Raw genomic sequence first — 21,547 nt, 5'->3', positions numbered from 1 at the left:
AAAAAAATCGCGCCCAAAGAAACTTCGGGCGCGACCTCCATAAAAAATTTTCAAGTTCTTAAAACTCGGCATTTTTGGGTGTCCTTGGGAAGGCAATAACATCGCGAATATTGCCCATTCCGGTGACAAACAGCATCAAACGTTCAAAACCGAGACCAAATCCACTGTGCGGTACGGCGCCAAACTTCCTGGTATCCAGATACCACCACATCTCCTCAGAGGGGATATCCATCTCCGCCATACGTGCCAATAACTTTTCATGGTTCTCTTCACGCTGCGAACCGCCAATTATCTCACCAATCTGAGGGAATAAAACATCCATGGCCCGAACGGTTTTATTGTCCTCATTCAGTTTCATGTAAAAAGCCTTGATTTCTTTTGGATAATCGGTGAGCACCACCGGCTTTTTGAAATGTTTCTCGACCAGGAAGCGTTCGTGCTCACTTTGCAAGTCGGCCCCATAACCTTCAATGGTATATTTGAACTGTCCCTTTTTGTTGGGCTTTGAATTTTTTAATATCTCAATGGCTTCAGAGTAGGTGAGTCGAACAAAATCATCTTCCAACACAAAACGCAACTTCTCCAGCAACTCCATGCTTCGGTCCTCTGCCTTCTTATTTTGCTCCTCCTCCATCAGGCGACTGCTCAAAAAAGCCAAATCATCAGGACAATGCTCCAAAGCATATTTGATGAGATATTTCAAAAACTCCTCGGCCAGATCCATGTTGTCGTTCAGATCATAAAAAGCCATCTCAGGCTCAATCATCCAAAATTCAGCGAGGTGGCGGGTGGTATTGGAATTTTCTGCCCTGAAAGTAGGACCAAAAGTATAAATGTCGGCCAGACCCATGGCAGCCAATTCACCTTCCAACTGGCCCGAAACGGTCAGGTTGGTGGCTTTCCCAAAGAAATCGCGACTAAAATCAATTTTACCCGCCTCCGTTTTTGGTACATTATCGAGGTCCAGGGTAGTGACCTGAAACATTTCACCGGCACCTTCGGCATCAGAAGCCGTAATAATAGGGGTATGAATATTCACAAAACCTTTTGAAGTAAAGAAATTATGAACGGCAAAAATCATGGCATGGCGCACACGTGCGACAGCACTAAAGGTACTGGTCCGAAAGCGCAGATGCGCCTTTTCTCTTAAAAACTCCAACGAGTGCTTTTTGGGTTGTAAAGGATACTCATTGGGATCACAGTCACCAATAACCTCCAGCTTCTCAGCCACCATCTCCACATTCTGACCCGCACCCTGCGAGGCATTCAACTTCCCTGTAACAGCTAAAGAGGCTCCGGTAGTGGCCCTTCTCAACAATTCCTCACCAAATATTTCCACATCGGCAACAATTTGGAGGTTATGAATAACAGAACCATCATTTAAGGCAATGAAATTGACCTGCTTCGACCCTCTGCGGGTTCTGACCCATCCCTTAACAAGAAAGTCCTCTCCTACAACTCCATTTTGTAAAATATCAGCAATTTTTGTTCGTCGCATATAATAAATTTAATCAGTTATCCATCTAACAACCTACAATCACTTGTAAATTCGAACCTTATAGCCGACAAAAATAGTGATTTGTTTATTAAATGCCGACACATTAAAACAAAAATGCTGGTATAAACAAAAACGCCCCTTGCGGGGCGTTTTTTCTACTCAATTTCTATCATTAAATGACCTTTAGGTACCTTTTGACCTTCTTCAACGTAAATCTTTTTAATTTTTCCATTGAACGGCATCAATACCTTATTCATCATTTTCATCGCCTCGAGAATGAGAATAACTTCTCCTTCTTTCACCTTGGCACCTTTTTTCTTTTTCAACTTGATAACAGTTCCCGGAATATAGGACATGATCTCGTTGGGATTGGGCACCTTATAGGGCTTGCGATTGGCATATTTAATGGTCAGCAAGGTTTTGTACTTTCGTGTATTAACCACGAAATCAACCAGCTCCAGCTTTTTTTCTTCCATAGTTTAACACATTAAAATGGTGGAATTCCGTGCTTTTTAAAGGGCCTTTGATCGTCTTTGTTGGTAGACACCTCAATGGCATGCAACAACATTTTACGGGTTTCCTCCGGCTCAATAACAGAGTCGACATAACCTTTGGCTGCGGCCACGTAAGGATTGGCAAACCTTTCAATGTACTCCTGCACCTTCAGTTCACGCATTTTATCCGGATCTTTGGCCTCCTCAATCTCCTTCTTGAAGATAATATTGGCAGCCCCTTCAGGTCCCATAACCGCAATCTCTGCAGTAGGCCAGGCAAACATGAAGTCGGCACCCAGGTGGCGACTGTTCATGGCGATGTAACCACCCCCATAGGCCTTACGCAGAATCACCGTAATTTTTGGTACAGTCGCTTCTGAATAAGCATACAGCACTTTCGCACCGTGACGAATCACCCCGGCATGCTCCTGATCTACGCCCGGCAAGTAACCCGGCATATCCTCAAGTGTTATGATGGGAATGTTAAAGGCATCACAATAGCGAATAAAGCGCGCCGCCTTATCGGAACTGTCACAATCCAGAACGCCGGCCAAAACCAAAGGCTGGTTAGCAACAAAGCCGGTGGTCTGACCGTTCATGCGACCAAAACCAATAACAATATTGGGGGCAAAAAACTCCATGATTTCAAAGAAATCTGAATCATCCGCAATGGCCTTGATCACATCCCGAACATCGTAAGGCTGCTTAGGGTCTGAAGGAATAATATCCTCGATTTTACCCTTAAATTTGGGCTCCTTAGGCGGAAACACCTTAGCCTTTTGAGTATTGTTCCAGGGAATATAAGTGATTAATTTTTTAATCTGCTCAAAACATTCCAACTCACTGCCGGCAAAGAAATGGGCGTTACCGGTAATTTCAGCATGCACACGGGCACCCCCCAGCTCCTCCATGGAGATTTCCTCGCCCAATACCGTTTTGATAACACTGGGGCCGGTAATAAACATCTTAGAGATCTGATCCACCACAAATACAAAGTCGGTCAGCGCCGGCGAATAAACGGCACCTCCGGCACAGGGTCCGAGAATCACAGAAATTTGCGGAATTACACCTGAAGCAATGGTATTGCGGTAAAAGATTTCGCCATATCCGGCCAATGAATTCACCCCCTCCTGAATACGGGCACCACCTGAATCATTGATTCCGATCAGTGGCACACGCATTTTTAAAGCGTGATCCATAATTTTGGTGATTTTCCGGGCATGCATAAGTCCCAATGAACCACCGGCAACAGTAAAATCCTGTGCAAAAATACAAACCGGCGCCCCATAAATGGTTCCGGTTCCTATGATCACACCATCACCGTGCAATTCCTTTTTGTCCATCCCAAAATCACGGGCTTCATGTTCAACAAAAAGGTCGTACTCGGTAAAAGATTCGTTGTCGAGAAGCGCCAAAATACGCGAGCGGGCGGTCATTTTACCCATAGCCATCTGTTTTTCAATGGCTTTCTCACCGCCTCCCAACTGAACCTTTTCTCTTCTTTTGCGAAGATCAAGGATGTGCTTTTTTAATGACATACTCAATTAGTTTTGGTTAAATTGCTGCCTGCCAATTATTTGTACTGGTTCTTGGCAAACTAAATGCGGTACATAATTACAAATTTTAGTGGCAACGACATACATTTAATTCAATAAATTTTCATTCTTTTCAACTAACCCCCTGTTTAACAGGGAAATAAAAAACCGTTAAAAAGAACGCAAAAACAGCTGTTTTTAAGCGATCTCAAATAAACGTATCGATATATCTGTATACAAAAAAAGGGCCGGGAGAAGTAAGTTACAAAAGAATGAAGACAATATCAACCATGCCACCTAAGTAAGCTATCTGTAAAAAGGTCTGTTCGACTTTCAGGAAGGGGACTATTTGGGTGCTTTGTGGTATAAGAAGGCCGCAATAAGGGCAAAAACAAAGTTGGGCATCCATACCGCTAACCAGGGACTCATATTACCATTGATGGCAAAGGTGGTAGACACCGTCATAAAGAGAATGTATCCAAAACTCAGGGCAATTCCCACGCCAATGTGCAGTCCCATTCCGCCCCTGACTTTGCGGGAGGCCAAAGAGAGCCCCATTATGGAGAGAATAAAAGCAGAAAAGGGAGCAGCTGTCCGCCGGTGCTTTTCTATTAAAAACTCTTCCACATTACCCACACCTCGCTGTTGTTGTTCATTGATATACCTGTCGAGTTCGGTGTTGTTCATGGTTTCGAAAAACTTTCGCTCTTCCTTAAAATCTGCGGGCTTCATATTCAGTACCGTATCCATCTGGGCCCCTTCCGAAATAAGCTGGCGGTCATTTTCCAGAAATTCCCGCACTTCGTAATTTTTCAGTGACCAGCCCAGAGTGGCGGTATCATATACGGCCGATGAGGCGGTTATTTTTTTCTTCAACAACTTCCCATCAAAAATCTCCAGACTAAAATCATCGCCCACTTCCCGCAAGGAAGAATAGCGCCGTACGTAAACAAATACATTGGGCTCTATTTGCATATGAATATTATTCATGCCCGTCTCCCGGCGCTTTTTGATATAAGTATTTTCAAAATCCAGACGCACTTTATTGGCCGGAGGAATAATATAGGCCCCCATTAAAAAGGAAAAAGAACCTATGATGCGGCGCCAATCAGATAGGGAACCATTAATCGCCTAAAACTCACACCACTTGAAAGGATGGCAATAATTTCGGTTTGATAGGCCATTTTTGAGGTGAAGAAAATAACCGCTATAAATACAAAGAGTGGCGTAAAGAGATTCGCAAAATGGGGAATAAAATTGGCGTAATAATCAAAAACAATGGCATTCAAAGGTGCTGAGTGCTCTAAAAAGTCATCAATTTTTTCCGCTAAATCAAAAACAACCGATATGCTGATAATGAGCAAAATGGCAAACACAAAGGTGCCCAAAAACTTTCCCAATATATAAAAATCCAGCTTTTTCAAATGTCCATATTTTATGGTGCGAAAACTATAACCTCACCGTCAATTGCTTAATCATTTTATCTTTCCATTCAAAAAACGTGCCCTTCATTATCTGCTCCCGGGCTTCACCCACCAGCCAAAGATAAAACGACAGGTTATGTATGGAGCCAATTGGGGGCCAAGCATTTCTTTGGATATAAACAAGTGACGAAGATAGGCTTTTGAATAGGTCAAATCAAGCGGACAATGACCATCGGCATCGATGGGGGAAAAATCGTCCTTCCATCTCTCGTTTCTTATATTGATAATGCCTTGCGCTGTAAACAGCATACCGTTGCGCCCGTTGCGCGTAGGCATCACACAATCAAACATATCGACACCCAGAGAAATCGCTTCCAGAATATTGGCAGGGGTGCCCACCCCCATCAAATACCTGGGCTTGTCCTCAGGCAAAATGGCATTGACCACTTCTATCATTTCATACATCACCTCTTCGGGCTCTCCTACGGCCAAACCACCAATGGCATTGCCGTCCCGGTTAAGGGAGGCAATGTACTCGGCCGACTGCCGGCGAAGGTCCGGGTATCCGGCCCCTTGGACAATGGGGAAAAAGCTCTGCTGATAATCATAAATGGGGTCAGTGGCATCAAAACGCTCCACACCGCGCTTTAGCCAACGATGTGTCAGCTCCATGGACGATTTGGCATATTTATAATCCGAATCACCCGGCGGGCATTCGTCGAAGGCCATAATAATATCAGCCCCAATGACTCTTTGAATGTCGACAACCCTTCGGGAGAGAAAAAATGTTTGGAACCGTCGATGTGCGACTGAAACTCGGCTCCCTTTTCATTCAATTTCCTTCGGTGGCTCAAGGAAAACACCTGAAAACCCCCACTGTCTGTTAAGATGGGTCGCTTCCAAGCATTGAAACGGTGTAAACCGCCGGCCTGCTTCAATACGTCCAAACCTGGTCGCAGATATAAATGATAGGTATTGCCCAAAATAATTTGGGCCTTCACCTCTTGCTCCAAGTCTTTAACTTGTATCCCTTTGACCGATCCGACCGTGCCCACCGGCATAAAAATGGGGGTTTGAATGCGACCATGATCGGTCGAAATTTCACCGGCACGTGCCTTCGAATTTCTATCCTTGTGCTGTAATACAAAATCCATCTGAACGTTAAATATTTTTTTCCATGGCAAAGATACAATTTGAATCCGAAATTAAGCCTTAACTATTCCTACTCCCCTGCTTCATTTGTTTGCAGACAAAAGAAAAAAGTCGCATTTTTGACCCAAATAAAAAGACCTATGATTTTTTCGGCTCCTTCGTTAACAGAAACCATCCTTCTCATCACCATTGGTGTTAGCTGGTTAATACAACTTTGGTTTCTGCTGGTAAGGGTGCGGCCGTTGGCCTTTTTTAAACAAGCTCAGACCAGGTCCTCTTTTCAAGAACCTGTATCAGTTATCATTTGCGCCAAAAACGAAGCCGAAAATCTGAAAAAATTCCTTCCTCTGATACTCCGTCAGAACTACCCCGCTTTTGAAGTGATTGTGGTCAATGATTCTTCGGAAGATGATTCGGATCTGGTGCTGGCGAGTATCAAACAAAAGCACCCGCAATTATATTATACCACCATTCCTAAGGACCGAAAATTCTCGCATGGCAAGAAATTGGCCTTAACCCTCGGGGTTAAGGCGGCTAAAAACAAGTATCTGCTGCTCACCGATGCGGACTGTCAACCGGCAGGTGAGGACTGGCTGAAGGAGATGGCGCAAGGCTTTGCCGGGAACCAAACGGAAATTATTTTGGGATTTGGCGGATACGAAAAACGCAGAGGACTGCTCAACAACCTGGTGCGCTATGATGCATTTTTTACAGCCATTCAGTACCTGGGATTTGCTTTAAGCGGAAAACCTTATATGGGGGTGGGCAGAAACCTGTCCTACACCAAAGCCCTTTTTGTGAATAACGGGGGGGTTAAAAAGCACGCCCACTTGCTTTCAGGAGATGATGATTTGTTTGTGCAAGAAAGGGCCAACCAACAAAACACCACAGTGGTCATTAAGGCCGCCGCCCATACCCATTCTATTCCACCGGCCTCCTTTCAGGAATGGTTACAGCAAAAGCGCAGGCACTTAAGCACCAACCGCCACTACAAAACAGGCGTCAAATCCGAGTTGGCTCTGGAGCCACTCAGTCGTCAAATTTTCCTGTTCACTTCTGCTTATTTAATAATTTTTAATACATTTGCCCTAGTGGCCATTGGCCTTATCGTAATAAGATTATCAATTCAATTGATTTTATGGCGAAGAGCAGCCAAAGAGCTCAATCAAGGAAGCCTGTACTGGTCTGTGCTGATTTACGATTGGCTACACCCTTGGTTATTATTATTGGCGCAAATCAGCAACCGTAAAAGAAGAAACAAATACAGATGGAAATAAACCCCAATCTCTCAGACAAGGCCAAACATGACCTCGAGCTGGTTAATAAGGCGGAGAACGGCGACCAGAAAGCATATGCTGAACTGATGGCCAGATACAGGGATGCCATTTATTTCATGCTTCTCAAAATGATCAACAACAAAACCGATGCGGAAGATCTGACCATTGAAGCATTTGGCAAGGCATTCAAAAACCTGGGACAATATTCTCCACATTACGCCTTTAGTACCTGGCTGTTTAAGATCGCCTCCAATAACTGTATTGATTACCTGCGAAAAAAACGCTCCAATCACATTTCCATTGATGGGTCATTTTCGGACGATAAAGAATCGGAACCTCAGATTCATCTCAAAGATGAAACACCCGATCCGGAAGAGTTTCTGATCCGGTCTCAAAAAGCGGTGTTAATGCGGACGGTCGTTCAAAAGCTGAAACCACGGTACCGCACCTTGATCGAACTGCGCTATTTCAAAGAGTATTCCTATGAAGAGATTTCGGATGAACTGGATCTTCCTCTGGGCACGGTCAAAGCCCAGCTTTTCAGGGCCAGAGAACTTCTGTACAACACCCTGAAAAACTCCGAAGTCAAGCGTTAGTAAAGGCCTATGCTGCAGGGCAACACTGAATGCCCCTCAAAGGAAAACGCCCGGCTCATCTGAATGTAAGCATTCACTCCATCCACTTTGATCGGGTCAGAATAGTAAAATTTAAAAATCAAAGATGAACCCGGTTTATAAGTATTTTAAAGCACTGACTCCAGATCAGATAAAAAAAATAGACTTGCTTCAGGCGGTATATGCCGAGTGGAATGAACGCATTAACGTCATTTCCCGCAAAGACATGGATGCCTTTTACGAACACCATGTACTTCATGCCTTATCCATCGCCAAATTCATCACTTTCGAACCGGGTTCGCGGATCATTGACGTGGGGACAGGTGGCGGTTTTCCGGGCATCCCTCTGGCCATTCTATTTCCAAAAGCAGAATTCACCCTGATCGACAGCATCGGTAAAAAAATAAAAGTTGTTTCGGCTGTGACTGAGGCGCTGCAGCTTTCAAATGTTAAAGCGCAGAACACCCGGTCGGAACAGCATAAAGGACAGTATGACTTTATTATTAGCAGGGCAGTAACCACTTTGCCCCTATTTGTGAATCAGACCCGCCATTTAATAGCGCCCCAACCCAAAAATGCCATCGGCAATGGCATTTTATATCTCAAAGGCGGCGATCTCACCGCTGAAATTCAACCTTTTAAAAAGCGGGTCTTTGTGGCCCAACTGTCAGACTATTTTGAAGAACCCTTTTTTGAAACCAAAAAACTGGTTCACCTCACGCTCTGAAAGAATCCTCTAAAATTGTCGCTCTTTCTTTTGGATTAAAATAAATAATATCTATTTTTGCAGACCGAAAGAAGGAACAACTTATTGATATAGATAAAACGGAGCAATAAAAATTTATACACATGAAACGCACATTTCAACCATCGAACCGGAAAAGAAGAAACAAACATGGTTTCCGTAGCCGGATGGCATCAGCTAATGGCCGCAGAGTTTTAGCTTCAAGACGCGCAAAAGGAAGAAAAAGCTTAACGGTTTCCAGCGAGAAAAGACACAAAGCCTAAACCTAAAAGGCTCTAAATAAATTAAAAGGCTCTTTTTTAAAGAGCCTTTTTTTGTTGCCTTACCATAAGTACAATTGGAGTATTTGTATTATTTTTGACCTGTACCCGATAAAACATGAACCAATGTTGCAGTGGAAAAAAATATTTAATCATACCATTTGGAAACATCTCGCATCCTGGCCGGTTCTTCCATAGTGATAATCATTGCCGTATTTTTCTTTCTTAAAATATACACACTTCATGGAGAGGGGCCCCGGTGCCTGACTTCACGGGATTGACGGAACAGCAACTTCAACACCTTATTCAGAGTGAGGACTTGCGCTACACCATTATTGATTCCGTCTATATTGACAATGCCCCCAAAGGCATTGTGGTGGATCAAACCCCCCGACCCGGAGAAAAGGTAAAGAAAAACCGGAACATCTTCTTTACGATCAATGCCTGGGGGGAGGAACAAATTGTCGTCCCCAATCTGACCGATTACAGTCTTCGGAATGCTCAGGAGATCCTTGAATCCTATGGACTCAAAGTGGGAGAACTCATTTATATTCCTTCGGAATACACCAACCTGGTGCTGGGACAACACCACGATGGGAAACCGATTGAACCGGGCACCTTGCTCCGCAAAGGGGCTACCATCGACCTGCTGGTTGGACGAGGCCTGAGCAACGAAACAACAGCGGTTCCCAACCTTATGGGCATGAAATTGGAAGAAGCCAAAAAAATCGCACAAAGCGTCTATCTGAATTTGGGGGCCATTGTTTATGCCGACACCATCGAAACAGCCATTGACTCGCTCAACGCTTTTGTCTGGCGACAAAATCCGCCAACGGCCAAAGGCTATGTCTTGAATCTGGGGGCTTCCATCGACGTTTGGCTGAGTACTGACTTCGCTTTACATCCCGACACGATTGAAGCCAGGGAAGCAGAAATGGAACAACCACTGAATGAAGAAGAGACTGATAAAGAAAGTGATGCTTACGAAGACGAATTCTTTTAACGGCATTTTTAAAAACATCAATTGCAACAGCTACCAATAAACCATGACAGATAATACCGATCGTATTGAGGAGCTGGATGATCCGGATTTAAACACCGAAAACAGTGAAGAGGGTGCTCTGTTCGAGCACCACCGATTTGTAGCGGATGGAGGACAGGGACACCTGCGCATCGATAAGTTCCTGGTCAACCGGATTGAAAATGCCTCGCGCAACAAGATACAGGATGCCGCGCTGGCCGGATGCATTCTGGTGAATGAACGGCCGGTTAAATCCAATTACAAAGTCAAGCCCAACGATGTCATTTCAGTGGTGATGGCCTATCCGCCACGAGAAATAGAAATCATTCCTGAGGACATACCCCTTAATATTGTTTTTGAAGACGACCATCTCATCGTCATCAATAAAACACCGGGCATGGTGGTACATCCGGGTTATGGTAACTATACCGGCACATTGGTCAATGCTCTGGCCTGGCACTTCAAAGACCAGCCATGGTTCAATTCGGACGACCCGCGTCCGGGATTGGTTCATCGCATTGATAAAGACACCTCAGGCCTTCTTGTGATTGCCAAAACAGAAACAGCCAAAATGAAGCTGGCGCTTCAGTTTTTTGAAAAAACCAGTACCAGAACCTATCAGGCCATCGTCTGGGGCACCCCGAATCCCGAAGAGGGGACCATTACCGGACACATTGGAAGAAGTCTGAAAGACCGAAAGCAAATGACCGTTTTTCCCGATGGTGAATATGGCAAACCGGCTGTCACCCATTACAGCACGTTAGAAAGACTGGGCTATGTCACATGGGTGGAATGCCGTTTGGAAACCGGAAGAACGCACCAGATTAGGGCGCATTTCAAACACCTCGGACATCCGCTCTTTAACGATGAACGTTATGGCGGAAATCAAATTTTAAAGGGCACCACGTTTACGAAATATAAGCAGTTTGTGGACAACTGCTTTAAACTTTTGCCTCGTCAGGCCTTGCATGCCAAAACATTGGGCTTTGTACATCCGGCCACAGAAAAATATATGGAATTTAATTCCGATTTACCCAAAGATATGGTTCTGGCCATTGACAAGTGGCGCTCTTACATCGCCGGAAGAGAGGTCGAAACAAGTATGTAAGAAGCCATTGACATGGGCCAACACATTGCAAACCTATGAATAAGAAAAATATTGCCGTCGTTTATGGGGGCTACTCTTCCGAAGAGGTCGTGAGCCAAAGGAGTGCCGAAGGCATCCTCTCCTTTATTGACACAGAGAAATTTCAATTGTTTCCCTTATTGATGACCCCTGAAAAATGGGTCGTCATCAGGAACAACCAGGAATATCCCATCAACAGGGCCGATTTCACAGTGACCATTGATCAGGAAGTTATTCGGTTCGACTGCGTCTACATCACCATCCACGGAACGCCTGGTGAGGACGGCCTGCTTCAGGGCTACCTGAAGCTGTTAAACATTCCTCATTCAACCTGCGATGTTTTACCAGCCGCATTAACCTTCAACAAATACACCTGCAATAATTATCTGAAAGGCTTTGGTATAACCATAGCCATGGCTGCCCTGGTGAGGAAAGGCATCGCCTACAACACAGCGGACATTGCACATAAAACCGGCTTCCCTTGTTTTGTCAAGCCCAATGCAGGCGGCTCCAGTTTCGGCATTACCAAGGTAAAGGCCATGGAGGATCTGGATGCGGCCATACAAAAGGCCTTTATGGAATGTCATGAAGTGGTGGTTGAACAGTTTATTGAAGGCACGGAGGTCACTTGCGGACTCTACAAGACGGCCGACAAAGCGGAAATCCTGCCCATCACTGAAATCATCAGCAAAAATGAATTCTTTGACTTTGAAGCCAAATACACCGCCGAAAAAGTAACTGAAATCACACCAGCCCGCATTAGTCCTGAATTAACAGCCGAAATACAAAACACCTCCTCGCTCATTTACGACCTGCTCAATTGTAACGGCATTGTTCGCGTCGATTTCATTATCAGTGACCATCAACCCTATTTATTGGAGGTCAACACCACACCGGGAATGACTCCTACCAGCTTTATCCCCCAACAAATTGCGGCGAAGGGGCTGGACATTAAAAAGGTATTTACCGAGGTTATTGAAGACGCCATCGCCCGCAGCTAACAGACACAAAAAAGTGTATCCTTGTTTTCTAAGAGATACACTTTTAAAAATTTGGCAGCACTCCGGCTGCTGGTCGGCCTTGTCTATATAAGATTTCAGAATTGCTTATACAATTTAACTAAAACAGGACATGTAGTTACGCCATATGCTCCATCCGCTTTGAAAGAGACCTAAGAGCCATTTAAAGAACCACATCGCAGTAAAATAAGACCCCACGCTTAAACAATTAGCCCCCAAGAGCGTTTCATGGGTATTAAGTGTGTGAAAAAATTGAATTAATAACCCAAATACATTAAGACATGGACAAGAACAATGTAAAAGTAACTTTTAAAGGAAATCCGGTGACCCTTTTGGGAAAGACGCCTAAAGTGGGAGAAACGGCCCCCGATTTTACAGCGCTTTCATCTTCATTGGAACCGGTCAAACTATCCGATTACGAGGGGAAAGTTAAAATAATTGCCGTCTACCCCTCCATCGACACAGGCGTGTGTGCCGCACAGAACCGGCGGTTCAATGAGGAAGCGGATAAGTTAGACGGTGTAGCCGTACTTTCCGTCTCCGTGGATCTGCCATTCGCTCAAAGTCGCTTTTGCGCCGCAGAAGGTCTGAACAACATTGTGACCCTTTCGGACCACAAGGAGCTTGATTTTGGTGCCAAATATGGTTTTGTCATTGAAGAGTTGCGACTGCTCGCCCGGGGAACCGTCATCATTGGAAAGGACAACAAAATTAAATACATAGAATACGTTCCTGAAATTGCTCAGGAGCCCGATTACGAGGCTGCTTTAAAAGTCGCCAAGGAATTGATTTAACGAAATTGCATTGCCGCTAAAAAAAACATCCGGCCACTTTCTTAAGGGGCCGGATGTTTTTATTAAAGATCTGATCAAACTATCGCGCAAACAGAAGCTCACGATACTTTGGTAAAGGCCACATTTCATTGTCAACTATCAGCTCCAACTTATCAATGTGGTAGCGGATGTCTTCCAGGTACGGCTTCACTTTTTCACTGTAGAGCTCTGCCATCTTGTGCATATCCTCCTCCTTATTGGCTATCTTTCGCTCATCAATCATTTGAGCCGTTTTGGCTTTAATGCTTTGAATATGGTTAGAAATCTTCTTAATAAGCTCAAGACGGTCTCCCACCAACGCTTTATATTCATCACCATCACCAAACAAATCTTTCAAGCCCTGAACATTGGTGATCAAGGTATTCATGTAACTTACCGCTGTTGGCACAATGTGGTTGATGGCCAAATCTCCTAAAACACGAGCTTCGATCTGGATCTTTTTGGTATATTTTTCCAACTCAACCTCCACACGGGCTTCCAGCTCCTTAGAATTGAACACGTCGTTGGCAGCAAAGACCTTCACCGACTTCTCTTTCAAATAAGCATTGAGCGCCTCAGGCACACTTGAAATATTTAACAAACCGCGACGGGCTGCTTCGTCTACCCATTCCTGACTATAACCATTTCCATCGAAACGGATTTTTTTGGTATCCTTAATGTATTGCTTAAGAATCTGAAGGATGGCTTCGTCTTTCTTCACCCCTTTTTCTACCATGGCATCCACCTCTTTTTTGAATTTCTTCAACTGCTCAGCCACCACCGTATTTAAAACAATCAAAGCAGAAGCACAGTTGGCCGAGGAACCTACAGCCCGGTATTCAAAACGATTACCGGTAAAGGCAAATGGCGATGTACGGTTACGGTCTGTATTGTCTAAAAGAATCTCCGGAATCTTACCAATATTCAGTTTAATAGAGGTTTTTTCATCAGGTGTCATCTTTTTATCAGGTACTGTTTCTTCCAATTCATCAAGAATGCGATTCAGTTCATGCCCCAAAAAGGCGGAAATGATGGATGGTGGAGCCTCATTGGCACCCAGGCGATGGGCATTGCTGGCTGTTAAAATACTCGCTAACAGCAAATCCTGATGCTCATATACCGCTTTCAACACATTCAGCAAGAAGGTCAGAAACTGCATATTGGTGCGGGGATTCTTGCCGGGCGACAGTAAGTTAACCCCGGTATCGGTGCTCAACGACCAGTTATTGTGCTTTCCTGACCCGTTGATGCCCTTGTATGGCTTCTCATGGAAAAGGATGCGGAATTTATGACGTCGGGCCACCTTCTTCATGATATCCATCACCAACTGGTTGTGGTCATTGGCCAGGTTGGCCTCTTCAAAAATAGGCGCGACTTCAAACTGGTTAGGAGCCACCTCGTTGTGACGGGTTTTAACAGGAATACCCAACAAATAAGCTTCCCTTTCAAAATCTTCCATATAGGCAATCACCCGCGTGGGTATAGAGCTGAAGTAATGATCCTCCAACTGCTGATCCTTGGAAGAGGAGTGTCCCATCAGGGTACGATCGGTCAGCATCAGATCGGGACGCGCCATATACAAGGCCTCGTCAACCAAAAAATACTCCTGTTCCCATCCAAGATTACTATTGACTTTAGAAACATTCTTATCAAAAAACTGACAAACATCTACGGCAGCCTTATCAACGGCAGCCAATGCTTTAAGTAAAGGCATTTTGTAATCCAGCGCCTCTCCCGTATAGGAAACGAAAATGGTGGGGAGACAAAGCGTGGTTCCTACGATAAAGGCAGGTGATGAAACATCCCAGGCGGTATAACCACGTGCTTCAAAGGTATTACGAATACCTCCTGATGGAAAACTGGAGGCATCAGGCTCTTGCTGAACCAAAAGCTTTCCACTAAACCCTTCTACCACACCACCGTTGGCATCAATATCGATGAAAGCATCATGCTTTTCAGCTGTTGAATCGGTCAGGGGGTGAAACCAGTGTGTGTAATGAGTAGCACCATTAGCCAGGGCCCATGCCTTCATACCCAAAGCAATCTGATCAGCCATTTTCCGGTCGATGCGAGACCCCTTTTCAATAGCTTCCATCACATGGGCGTAGGCCTCACTGGACAAATACTTTTTCATTTTGGCCCGGTCAAACACAAACTTACCGAAATAATCGGAAGTCAGCCTTCCAGGCTCATCAATGGTCAATGGCTTCCTGTTCAGAAGCTCTTTCAATGCAAAAAATCTTAAAGTTGCCATATAGTTATTAGTTTGAGAGTTAGACAGTGCAAATATGCAAATTTTAGAAGACACCCCCTAATTATAGCTGTTAAAAAGTCTGAAATACGATAATTTTCAAAGCAAAGCCCCCATCAAAACCAATCCATTATTACAAAACAGATAAACAAACATCACACAACCATAAAAAATTGGGGGCTCTTACCAAAAACAGGGGAATGACCTATGTCAATTATAAGCCCATTAAATATTTATGGACATTTTCAGCGGCATCCCTGCCTTTGGCAATAGCAGTGACCACTAAACTGGCGCCATTGGCAGCGTCACCCGCAGCAAACACACCCTTTTTACTGGTCGCAAACGCTTCATCAATCTTTACATTACCTCTTTGATCCAGATCCAATCCCAATTCTTTGATTAATCCCTCATGCACAGGGTGCACAAACCCCATGGAAAGCAGCACTAAATCCGCCTCAATGACACGTACCGTATCTTCCTTTTCTGACATCTGCCATTTACCATCCACATTGGTCCAATCGACTTCTACGACTTCAACACCGGTAACCGCACCATTTTTTCCGATAAAACGACGTGTTGACAAGCTCCACATGCGCTCACACCCTTCCTCGTGCGAAGAGGAAGTTCTTAATGTGGCCGGCCAATAGGGCCATGGATTTCCGGGTTTACGTTTCACAGGTGGTTTGGGTAAAATTTCCAACTGTCCCACCCATGCCGCTTTCTGTCGGTTAGACGTTCCTACGCAATCACTTCCTGTATCTCCTCCTCCAATGACCAAAACCTTTTTACCTTTGGCATCAATACGCTCGCCGTTCAAAATAACACCCCTATTGACTTTATTTTGCTGCTTCAAAAACTCCATGGCAAAATAAACCCCTTTCATTTCCCGGCCTTCAGCCGCCAAATCGCGTGGCTTCATGGCACCTATGGCCAAAACAACAGCATCGTATTGCTTCAATACCGATTTCCCTGTTATGGTCTCACCAACGGAAACATTGGTCTTAAACTCAATGCCTTCCGTCTCAAATATCTGAAGACGACGATCAATCACTTTTTTGTTCAGCTTAAAATCAGGAATCCCATAACGCAACAAGCCGCCGATGGCATCATCCCGCTCAAACACCGTAACGGTGTGACCTGCCTGATTTAACATGTCAGCTGCTGACAAGCCGGCCGGACCCGAACCGATCACGGCTACTTTTTTACCCGTCCGCTTTTTAGGAATACGGGGTTTGATCAGACCCAGCTCAAAAGCTTTCTCCACCGTAGAGGCTTCGTTTTCACGGATGGTCACCGACTCATCATGAATGGCCAGGACACAGGACTTTTCACAGGGGGCGGGACAAACCCGTCCGGTAAATTCAGGAAAACTATTGGTGGAATGTAATATTTGACTGGCCAACCCGTAATCACCTTTATATAAAGCATCCTGCCACTCCGGTATTTTACTGGCTACCGGGCAGGCCCAGTGACAAAAAGGGATGCCACAATCCATACACCGGGAAGCCTGCAAACGGCGATCCTGATCATTGAGCACCTGCTCAACCTCTCCGTAATCATCTACGCGCTCATTCACGGCCCTGTTGCCACTCACTTTGCGCTCAACTTCTATAAAACCTTTTGGATTTCCCATAACTCTTTATTTTATGATAAGACCTTAGGCCCCATCCCAAATTCAACTATACCATTTATCAAGCATCCTCAAACACTTTTATTCCCTGATGTAGGGAGCATCCTCCGTTTCAGCCAGTTTACGCTCCAACTCAATGAGCTTTTCCTGTTGCAGCACTTTTTTATACTCAAACGGAATCACCTTAATAAACTTAGGCAAATAGAAATCCCAGTTGACTAAAATCTCCCGTGCCTTTTCACTGTTGGTATGCAACAAATGCTTACTTAACATCAGCTGCAGCTCTTGCACATCTTCATAATCGTGCACCGGACTCAACTCCACAAGGCCCTTGTTACAGAAGTAATCGAAACGCCCTGTCTCATCCAGCACATAGGCAATTCCGCCACTCATTCCAGCTGCAAAGTTACGGCCAGTGGTGCCGATGACAGCCACCCTTCCGCCGGTCATGTATTCACAACAATGATCGCCAACCCCCTCAACAACAGCATTGGCTCCTGAATTGCGCACGGCAAAACGTTCACCTGCTACGCCGTGTACATATAAATACCCACCGGTAGCACCGTACAACACAGTATTACCAATAATAATATTGTCCTCCGGCTTAAAGCTGGAGCCTTTGGGTGGCACGACCACAATTTTTCCGCCGGATAAGCCCTTACCCAGGTAATCGTTGGCATCACCTTCCAGACGAAAAGTCACCCCTTTTACCAGAAATGCGCCAAAGCTTTGACCGGCTGAACCGGTAAATGTGCAATTGATGGTATCTTTAGGCAATCCTTCTTCGCCATACACTTTTGAAACCTCACCTGAAAGCATCGCCCCTACGGTACGGTCGGTATTCCCAATCGGATGGGCCATCCACACCTTGGTTTTATTTTGAATGGCTGGCCTGGCCTGACGAATCAATTCATGATCCAGCACATTTTCCACTTTATGCTTCTGCAAGGTGGTTTGACGCAAAGAATATTTCCGTCCCTCTTTGGGAAAGTAAGTCAGTGCCGACAAGTCCAGCCCCTTGGTCTTCCAGTTGCCCACCTCCGGATCCTGCTTTAATAAATCGGCGCGACCAATGATCTCATCCATCGACTTAACCCCCATGGCAGCCAGATGCTCACGCACCTCCATGGCAATAAAGGTGAAGAAATTGACCAGATTTTTATATTTCCCGATAAAACGCTTCCGCAAATCCTCGTCCTGGGTGGCAATTCCTGCAGGACAGGTATTGAGGTGACATTTCCGCATCATGATGCAGCCCAATACGACCAACCCGGAAGTGGCAAAACCATATTCCTCCGCGCCCATTAAGGCCATTTTAATGACATCCAAACCGGTCTTTAGCTGGCCATCTGTTTGCAGCTTCACACGTCCACGCAGATTGTTTAAAACCAGGGTTTGCTGCACTTCAGTCAGCCCCAGCTCCACCGGCAAGCCGGCATGTTTGATAGAACTCATGGGACTGGCACCCGTACCACCCTCTGTACCGCTGATCACAATCAGATCGGCATGCGCCTTGGCCACCCCGGCAGCCACTGTACCTACACCGCTCTCCGATACCAGCTTCACACTGATCCGCGCACTGGGATTGGTACATTTTAAATCGAAAATCAGCTGTGCCAAATCCTCAATAGAATAAATATCGTGATGAGGCGGCGGTGAAATCAGGGTAATCCCGGGTGTTGAACTGCGCAAATGAGCTATGATCTTATCGACTTTATAACCGGGTAACTGACCACCTTCTCCGGGCTTAGCGCCCTGAGCCACCTTTATCTGCAATTCATCGGCATTCACCAGATAGTTATTGGTAACCCCAAAACGCCCACTGGCCACCTGCTTAATGGCACTACGGGCTTTGGACTTAAAACGGCTGGCATCTTCACCACCTTCGCCGGTATTGCTTCGTCCACCAATCTTATTCATAGCCAGAGCCAGGGCCTCGTGGGCCTCCTTTGAAATGGAGCCGTACGACATAGCACCGGTCACAAAACGACGCATTATAGCTTCAACAGGCTCTACTTCTTTAATATCAATGGATACACCTTTTTTCACCTTCAAAAAGCCGCGCAAAAACAAAGGCGTCCGATTGTCTTCATCCACCCTTTGCGAGTACTCTTTGAATTTGGCATAATCGTTTTCGGAAGTGGCCCACTGCAATAAACCAATGGTTTCAGGATTCCAACCATGTTTCTCACCCTTTTTTCTAAACGAGTATGCACCAAAATTTTCAAAAGGCCCTTCTTCCTGAAGCTCATCAAAGGCGGCCTCATGAAACATCGCTGCTTCACGGGCAATTTCATCAAAACCAACCCCGCCAATGCGTGAAGAAGTACCTGTAAAATAAGGCTCTATTACTTCACGGGCGACCCCAACAGCTTCAAAAATTTGTGCGCCATGGTAGCTTCTCAGCGTTGAAATACCCATTTTAGACAGCACCTTCATCAAACCTTTGTTAACCGATTTTATGTAGTTTTCACGCGCCTCATCGTATCCCATTTTTATTTTTCCCTGCTTAACCATCTCATCAATGGCAGCAAAACAGACATAGGGATTAATAACACTGGCACCATAGCCCAAAAGCAGTGCAAAGTGCATCACCTCGCGGGCCTCGCCGGTCTCTACAATCAAACCGATTTGCATCCGTTTCTTGGCTTTCACCAAATGATGATGAACCGCAGAAGTAGCCAGCAAAGAAGGCACGGCAGCCTCATCCGCTGAAATATTCCGGTCACTTAAAATCACGTAATTTTTATCATCATCCACTGCTTTTTCGGCCGCTTTGCAAATGGCATCAACGGCAGCTTTAAGCCCCTTTCCCCCCTCACTGACCTTATAAGTCATGGGAATCGTCACATGCGTAAATTCCTCCCGGCGGTAATCTTTAATCTTACCCAAATCGGTATTGGTTACCACAGGTGAAGCAAACTTAATGGAACGGCACTGAGCAGGAGTTTCGGTCAACAGGTTTTTAGAAACCGAACCAATATAACTGGTCAAAGCCATTACCAGACCTTCCCGAATAGGGTCAATGGCCGGATTGGTTACCTGCGCAAAGAGCTGTCGGAAATAGGAAAACATGCGTTGAGGCTTTCCGGATACCGCAGCCATGGGCGTGTCATTGCCCATCGAACCAACCGGTTCGTTGGCAGTCATGGCCATCGGAAAAATAATTTGCTCAAAATCTTCCTTATTATAACCGAAAGCCTTTAAGTAGGTGTTAAACTTATCGCCCAAAGAAGAAGAAACCCTTTGTTTCACTTCAATATCATTCATGCTGATCCGGTTATCTCTTAACCAGTTTTCATAGGGGTGAAGACGTGACAACTGCGACTTGGTCTCCTCATCCGGAATAATAATTCCCAACTGCGTATCCACCAGCAACAGTTTTCCGGGCCGTAAACGGCCTTTGACCACAATCTCCTCAGCCGGGAAGGTCTGTACCCCCACTTCAGAACCCATTACGATCATATTGTTTTTGGTGATCACGTAACGCGAGGGGCGCAAACCGTTGCGATCGAGCGTTCCTCCAATAAAACGACCATCGGAAAACACAATGGAGGCCGGACCATCCCATGGCTCCATGATGGTACTGTGATACTCGTAATAAGCTTTCAGACTGGGCGGAATGGGATTCTTGTCGTTCCACGACTCCGGAATCAACATGGTTAAGGCATGCGGCAAAGTGCGGCCGGTCATGAACAGAAACTCCAGGACGTTGTCGAGCGATGCAGAGTCACTCTTGCCCGGCTCTATCACCGGAAACAATTTCTTCAAATCTTCACCAAACAAATCAGACTCCAGCAAACCTTCCCGGGCCTGCATCCACAAACGGTTACCCTTAATGGTATTGATCTCTCCATTGTGGGCCATCATGCGAAAAGGCTGTGCCAAATCCCATGTTGGAAAGGTATTGGTACTAAAACGCGAATGCACCAGGGCAATGGCACTGGCGATAGCGGGATTTCTCAGATCCAGGTAGTAATCGCCCAATTGTTCGGGCGTTAGCATTCCTTTATATATAAATATTTTACTGGAAAGAGACACAATGTAAAAATGCTCCTTTTGCTTGAGCGAGGACTGACGAATTTTGTTTTCCGTCACCTTTCGCGCGATAAACAGTTTGCGCTCCAGCACGTCCTGTTCATATTGTCCCTGAACAAAAACCTGCTTGACAACCGGCTCATTGCTTTTGGCAATTTCACCCAGAACCTTATTGTTGACAGGTACATCTCTGTACCCTATCAATTCCAAACCTTCACTTTCAAGCTGGCGGTTCAATTCATCCACGCAAGCCATCCCTTCCTTTTCATTGCGGGGAAGAAAAATTAATCCGGAACCATATTTACCAGCAGCAGGCAAGTTCAAACCAAAACCAGCGAAAAGACCGTGCGGCAACTGCATCAAGATCCCGGCTCCATCACCTGACTTATTATCAGAACTCTCGGCTCCTCTATGGGTCATATTCACCAACACTTCCAGCCCACGGCGTACAATCTCACTGGATTGCTCCCCTTTTATATTGGCCACAAACCCAATTCCACAGTTATCATGCTCGTTGGCCGGATCATACATCCCCTGAGCTTTAGGCAATCGTTGTCGCATTTTCATACTTAAAATAATTTTCTGGCTTTGTAAAACCCTAACCTTTCATCCATCCTGACAGCAATCCCATTCACCATTGTCAGAGTCTTA

At 45.3% G+C, this 21,547-nt stretch carries 16 protein-coding genes and 1 pseudogene; 8 read left to right on the top strand and 9 right to left on the bottom strand.

The genetic code is table 11. From position 1 onward, the window contains the following. Positions 1-58: 58 nt before the first annotated feature. The 6 genes and pseudogenes from asnS to tgt form a co-directional block, all read right to left on the bottom strand. Positions 59-1,498: an asparagine--tRNA ligase gene (gene asnS, locus JCM15548_RS01300; protein ID WP_062122081.1), complete on the bottom strand. Its 1,440-nt coding sequence runs from the start codon at positions 1,496-1,498 to the stop codon at positions 59-61. 155 nt (positions 1,499-1,653) lie between these two features. After that, positions 1,654-1,974, bottom strand: coding sequence for a biotin/lipoyl-containing protein (locus tag JCM15548_RS01295; protein WP_062122080.1), 321 nt, complete (start codon positions 1,972-1,974; stop codon positions 1,654-1,656). Between the two features lie 11 nt (positions 1,975-1,985). After that, on the bottom strand, positions 1,986-3,530 hold the full coding sequence (locus JCM15548_RS01290) for an acyl-CoA carboxylase subunit beta (RefSeq protein WP_062122079.1): 1,545 nt from the start codon (positions 3,528-3,530) through the stop codon (positions 1,986-1,988). A gap of 342 nt (positions 3,531-3,872) precedes the next feature. After that, positions 3,873-4,601 carry an LptF/LptG family permease gene (locus tag JCM15548_RS01285; protein WP_262486841.1) on the bottom strand — a complete coding sequence of 243 codons (729 nt, stop codon included), beginning with the start codon at positions 4,599-4,601 and terminating at the stop codon, positions 3,873-3,875. A gap of 17 nt (positions 4,602-4,618) precedes the next feature. Next, the gene (locus tag JCM15548_RS24920; RefSeq protein ID WP_262486840.1) at positions 4,619-4,951 is read right to left on the bottom strand and encodes an LptF/LptG family permease; all 333 of its coding nucleotides are present in this window, start codon (positions 4,949-4,951) and stop codon (positions 4,619-4,621) included. Positions 4,952-4,976: 25 nt separating this feature from the next. Then, positions 4,977-6,105 (bottom strand): annotated as a pseudogene (gene tgt, locus JCM15548_RS01280) (tRNA guanosine(34) transglycosylase Tgt). 138 nt (positions 6,106-6,243) lie between these two features. On the opposite strand from tgt, the gene JCM15548_RS01275 reads away from it, so the two are divergent. The 8 genes from JCM15548_RS01275 (at position 6,244) to tpx (ending at position 12,959) form a co-directional block, all read left to right on the top strand. Continuing rightward, entirely contained in the window at positions 6,244-7,380 is a 1,137-nt protein-coding gene (locus tag JCM15548_RS01275) for a glycosyltransferase (protein WP_062122078.1), read from the top strand. Then, positions 7,371-7,976, top strand: coding sequence for an RNA polymerase sigma factor (locus JCM15548_RS01270; RefSeq protein ID WP_062122077.1), 606 nt, complete (start codon positions 7,371-7,373; stop codon positions 7,974-7,976). The genes JCM15548_RS01275 and JCM15548_RS01270 overlap by 10 nt, the downstream gene beginning before the upstream one ends. Positions 7,977-8,100: 124 nt before the next feature. Further along, on the top strand, positions 8,101-8,721 hold the full coding sequence (rsmG, locus tag JCM15548_RS01265; RefSeq protein WP_062122076.1) for a 16S rRNA (guanine(527)-N(7))-methyltransferase RsmG: 621 nt from the start codon (positions 8,101-8,103) through the stop codon (positions 8,719-8,721). Between the two features lie 122 nt (positions 8,722-8,843). Continuing rightward, a complete protein-coding gene (gene rpmH / locus JCM15548_RS20860; RefSeq protein WP_083984905.1) occupies positions 8,844-9,002 on the top strand; it encodes a 50S ribosomal protein L34 in 159 nt (52 codons plus the stop codon). Between the two features lie 274 nt (positions 9,003-9,276). Next, positions 9,277-10,002 carry a PASTA domain-containing protein gene (locus tag JCM15548_RS01260; protein WP_262486839.1) on the top strand — a complete coding sequence of 242 codons (726 nt, stop codon included), beginning with the start codon at positions 9,277-9,279 and terminating at the stop codon, positions 10,000-10,002. Positions 10,003-10,045: 43 nt separating this feature from the next. Continuing rightward, a complete protein-coding gene (locus tag JCM15548_RS01255; protein WP_062122075.1) occupies positions 10,046-11,128 on the top strand; it encodes an RluA family pseudouridine synthase in 1,083 nt (360 codons plus the stop codon). 35 nt (positions 11,129-11,163) lie between these two features. Beyond that, a complete protein-coding gene (locus JCM15548_RS01250; RefSeq protein WP_062122074.1) occupies positions 11,164-12,147 on the top strand; it encodes a D-alanine--D-alanine ligase in 984 nt (327 codons plus the stop codon). Positions 12,148-12,446: 299 nt separating this feature from the next. Next, complete coding sequence (gene tpx, locus JCM15548_RS01245; RefSeq protein WP_062122073.1) at positions 12,447-12,959, top strand: thiol peroxidase; 513 nt, start codon at positions 12,447-12,449, stop codon at positions 12,957-12,959. Between the two features lie 79 nt (positions 12,960-13,038). On the opposite strand, the gene JCM15548_RS01240 is transcribed toward tpx, so the two are convergent. From JCM15548_RS01240 to gltB, 3 genes are all read right to left on the bottom strand, one after another. Then, a complete protein-coding gene (locus JCM15548_RS01240; protein ID WP_062122072.1) occupies positions 13,039-15,231 on the bottom strand; it encodes a glutamine synthetase III family protein in 2,193 nt (730 codons plus the stop codon). A 211-nt stretch (positions 15,232-15,442) separates the two neighbouring features. Then, positions 15,443-16,861, bottom strand: a complete 1,419-nt coding sequence (locus JCM15548_RS01235; protein WP_062122071.1) for a glutamate synthase subunit beta — start codon at positions 16,859-16,861, stop codon at positions 15,443-15,445. Between the two features lie 78 nt (positions 16,862-16,939). Further along, positions 16,940-21,463 carry a glutamate synthase large subunit gene (gene gltB / locus JCM15548_RS01230; protein WP_227625301.1) on the bottom strand — a complete coding sequence of 1,508 codons (4,524 nt, stop codon included), beginning with the start codon at positions 21,461-21,463 and terminating at the stop codon, positions 16,940-16,942. Positions 21,464-21,547 lie beyond the last annotated feature (84 nt).

The organism is Geofilum rubicundum JCM 15548 (assembly GCF_000974365.1).
Taxonomy (GTDB): domain Bacteria; phylum Bacteroidota; class Bacteroidia; order Bacteroidales; family Marinilabiliaceae; genus Geofilum; species Geofilum rubicundum.
The sequence above is the reverse complement of the archived record's forward strand: the minus strand, read 5'-3'. Positions and strand labels throughout refer to the sequence as shown.

Bases quoted from the DNA above. Each gene is read 5' to 3' on its own strand.
- asnS (WP_062122081.1), bottom strand. From the start codon at position 1,498: ATGCGACGAACAAAAATTGCTGATATTTTACAAAATGGAGTTGTAGGA.
- JCM15548_RS01290 (WP_062122079.1), bottom strand. From the start codon at position 3,530: ATGTCATTAAAAAAGCACATCCTTGATCTTCGCAAAAGAAGAGAAAAG.
- rsmG (WP_062122076.1), top strand. From the start codon at position 8,101: ATGAACCCGGTTTATAAGTATTTTAAAGCACTGACTCCAGATCAGATA.
- gltB (WP_227625301.1), bottom strand. From the start codon at position 21,463: ATGAAAATGCGACAACGATTGCCTAAAGCTCAGGGGATGTATGATCCG.
- JCM15548_RS01250 (WP_062122074.1), top strand. From the start codon at position 11,164: ATGAATAAGAAAAATATTGCCGTCGTTTATGGGGGCTACTCTTCCGAA.
- rpmH (WP_083984905.1), top strand. From the start codon at position 8,844: ATGAAACGCACATTTCAACCATCGAACCGGAAAAGAAGAAACAAACAT.
- JCM15548_RS01255 (WP_062122075.1), top strand. From the start codon at position 10,046: ATGACAGATAATACCGATCGTATTGAGGAGCTGGATGATCCGGATTTA.
- JCM15548_RS01295 (WP_062122080.1), bottom strand. From the start codon at position 1,974: ATGGAAGAAAAAAAGCTGGAGCTGGTTGATTTCGTGGTTAATACACGA.
- JCM15548_RS01235 (WP_062122071.1), bottom strand. From the start codon at position 16,861: ATGGGAAATCCAAAAGGTTTTATAGAAGTTGAGCGCAAAGTGAGTGGC.
- JCM15548_RS01285 (WP_262486841.1), bottom strand. From the start codon at position 4,601: ATGGGGGCCTATATTATTCCTCCGGCCAATAAAGTGCGTCTGGATTTT.
- tpx (WP_062122073.1), top strand. From the start codon at position 12,447: ATGGACAAGAACAATGTAAAAGTAACTTTTAAAGGAAATCCGGTGACC.
- JCM15548_RS01270 (WP_062122077.1), top strand. From the start codon at position 7,371: ATGGAAATAAACCCCAATCTCTCAGACAAGGCCAAACATGACCTCGAG.
- JCM15548_RS01275 (WP_062122078.1), top strand. From the start codon at position 6,244: ATGATTTTTTCGGCTCCTTCGTTAACAGAAACCATCCTTCTCATCACC.
- JCM15548_RS01240 (WP_062122072.1), bottom strand. From the start codon at position 15,231: ATGGCAACTTTAAGATTTTTTGCATTGAAAGAGCTTCTGAACAGGAAG.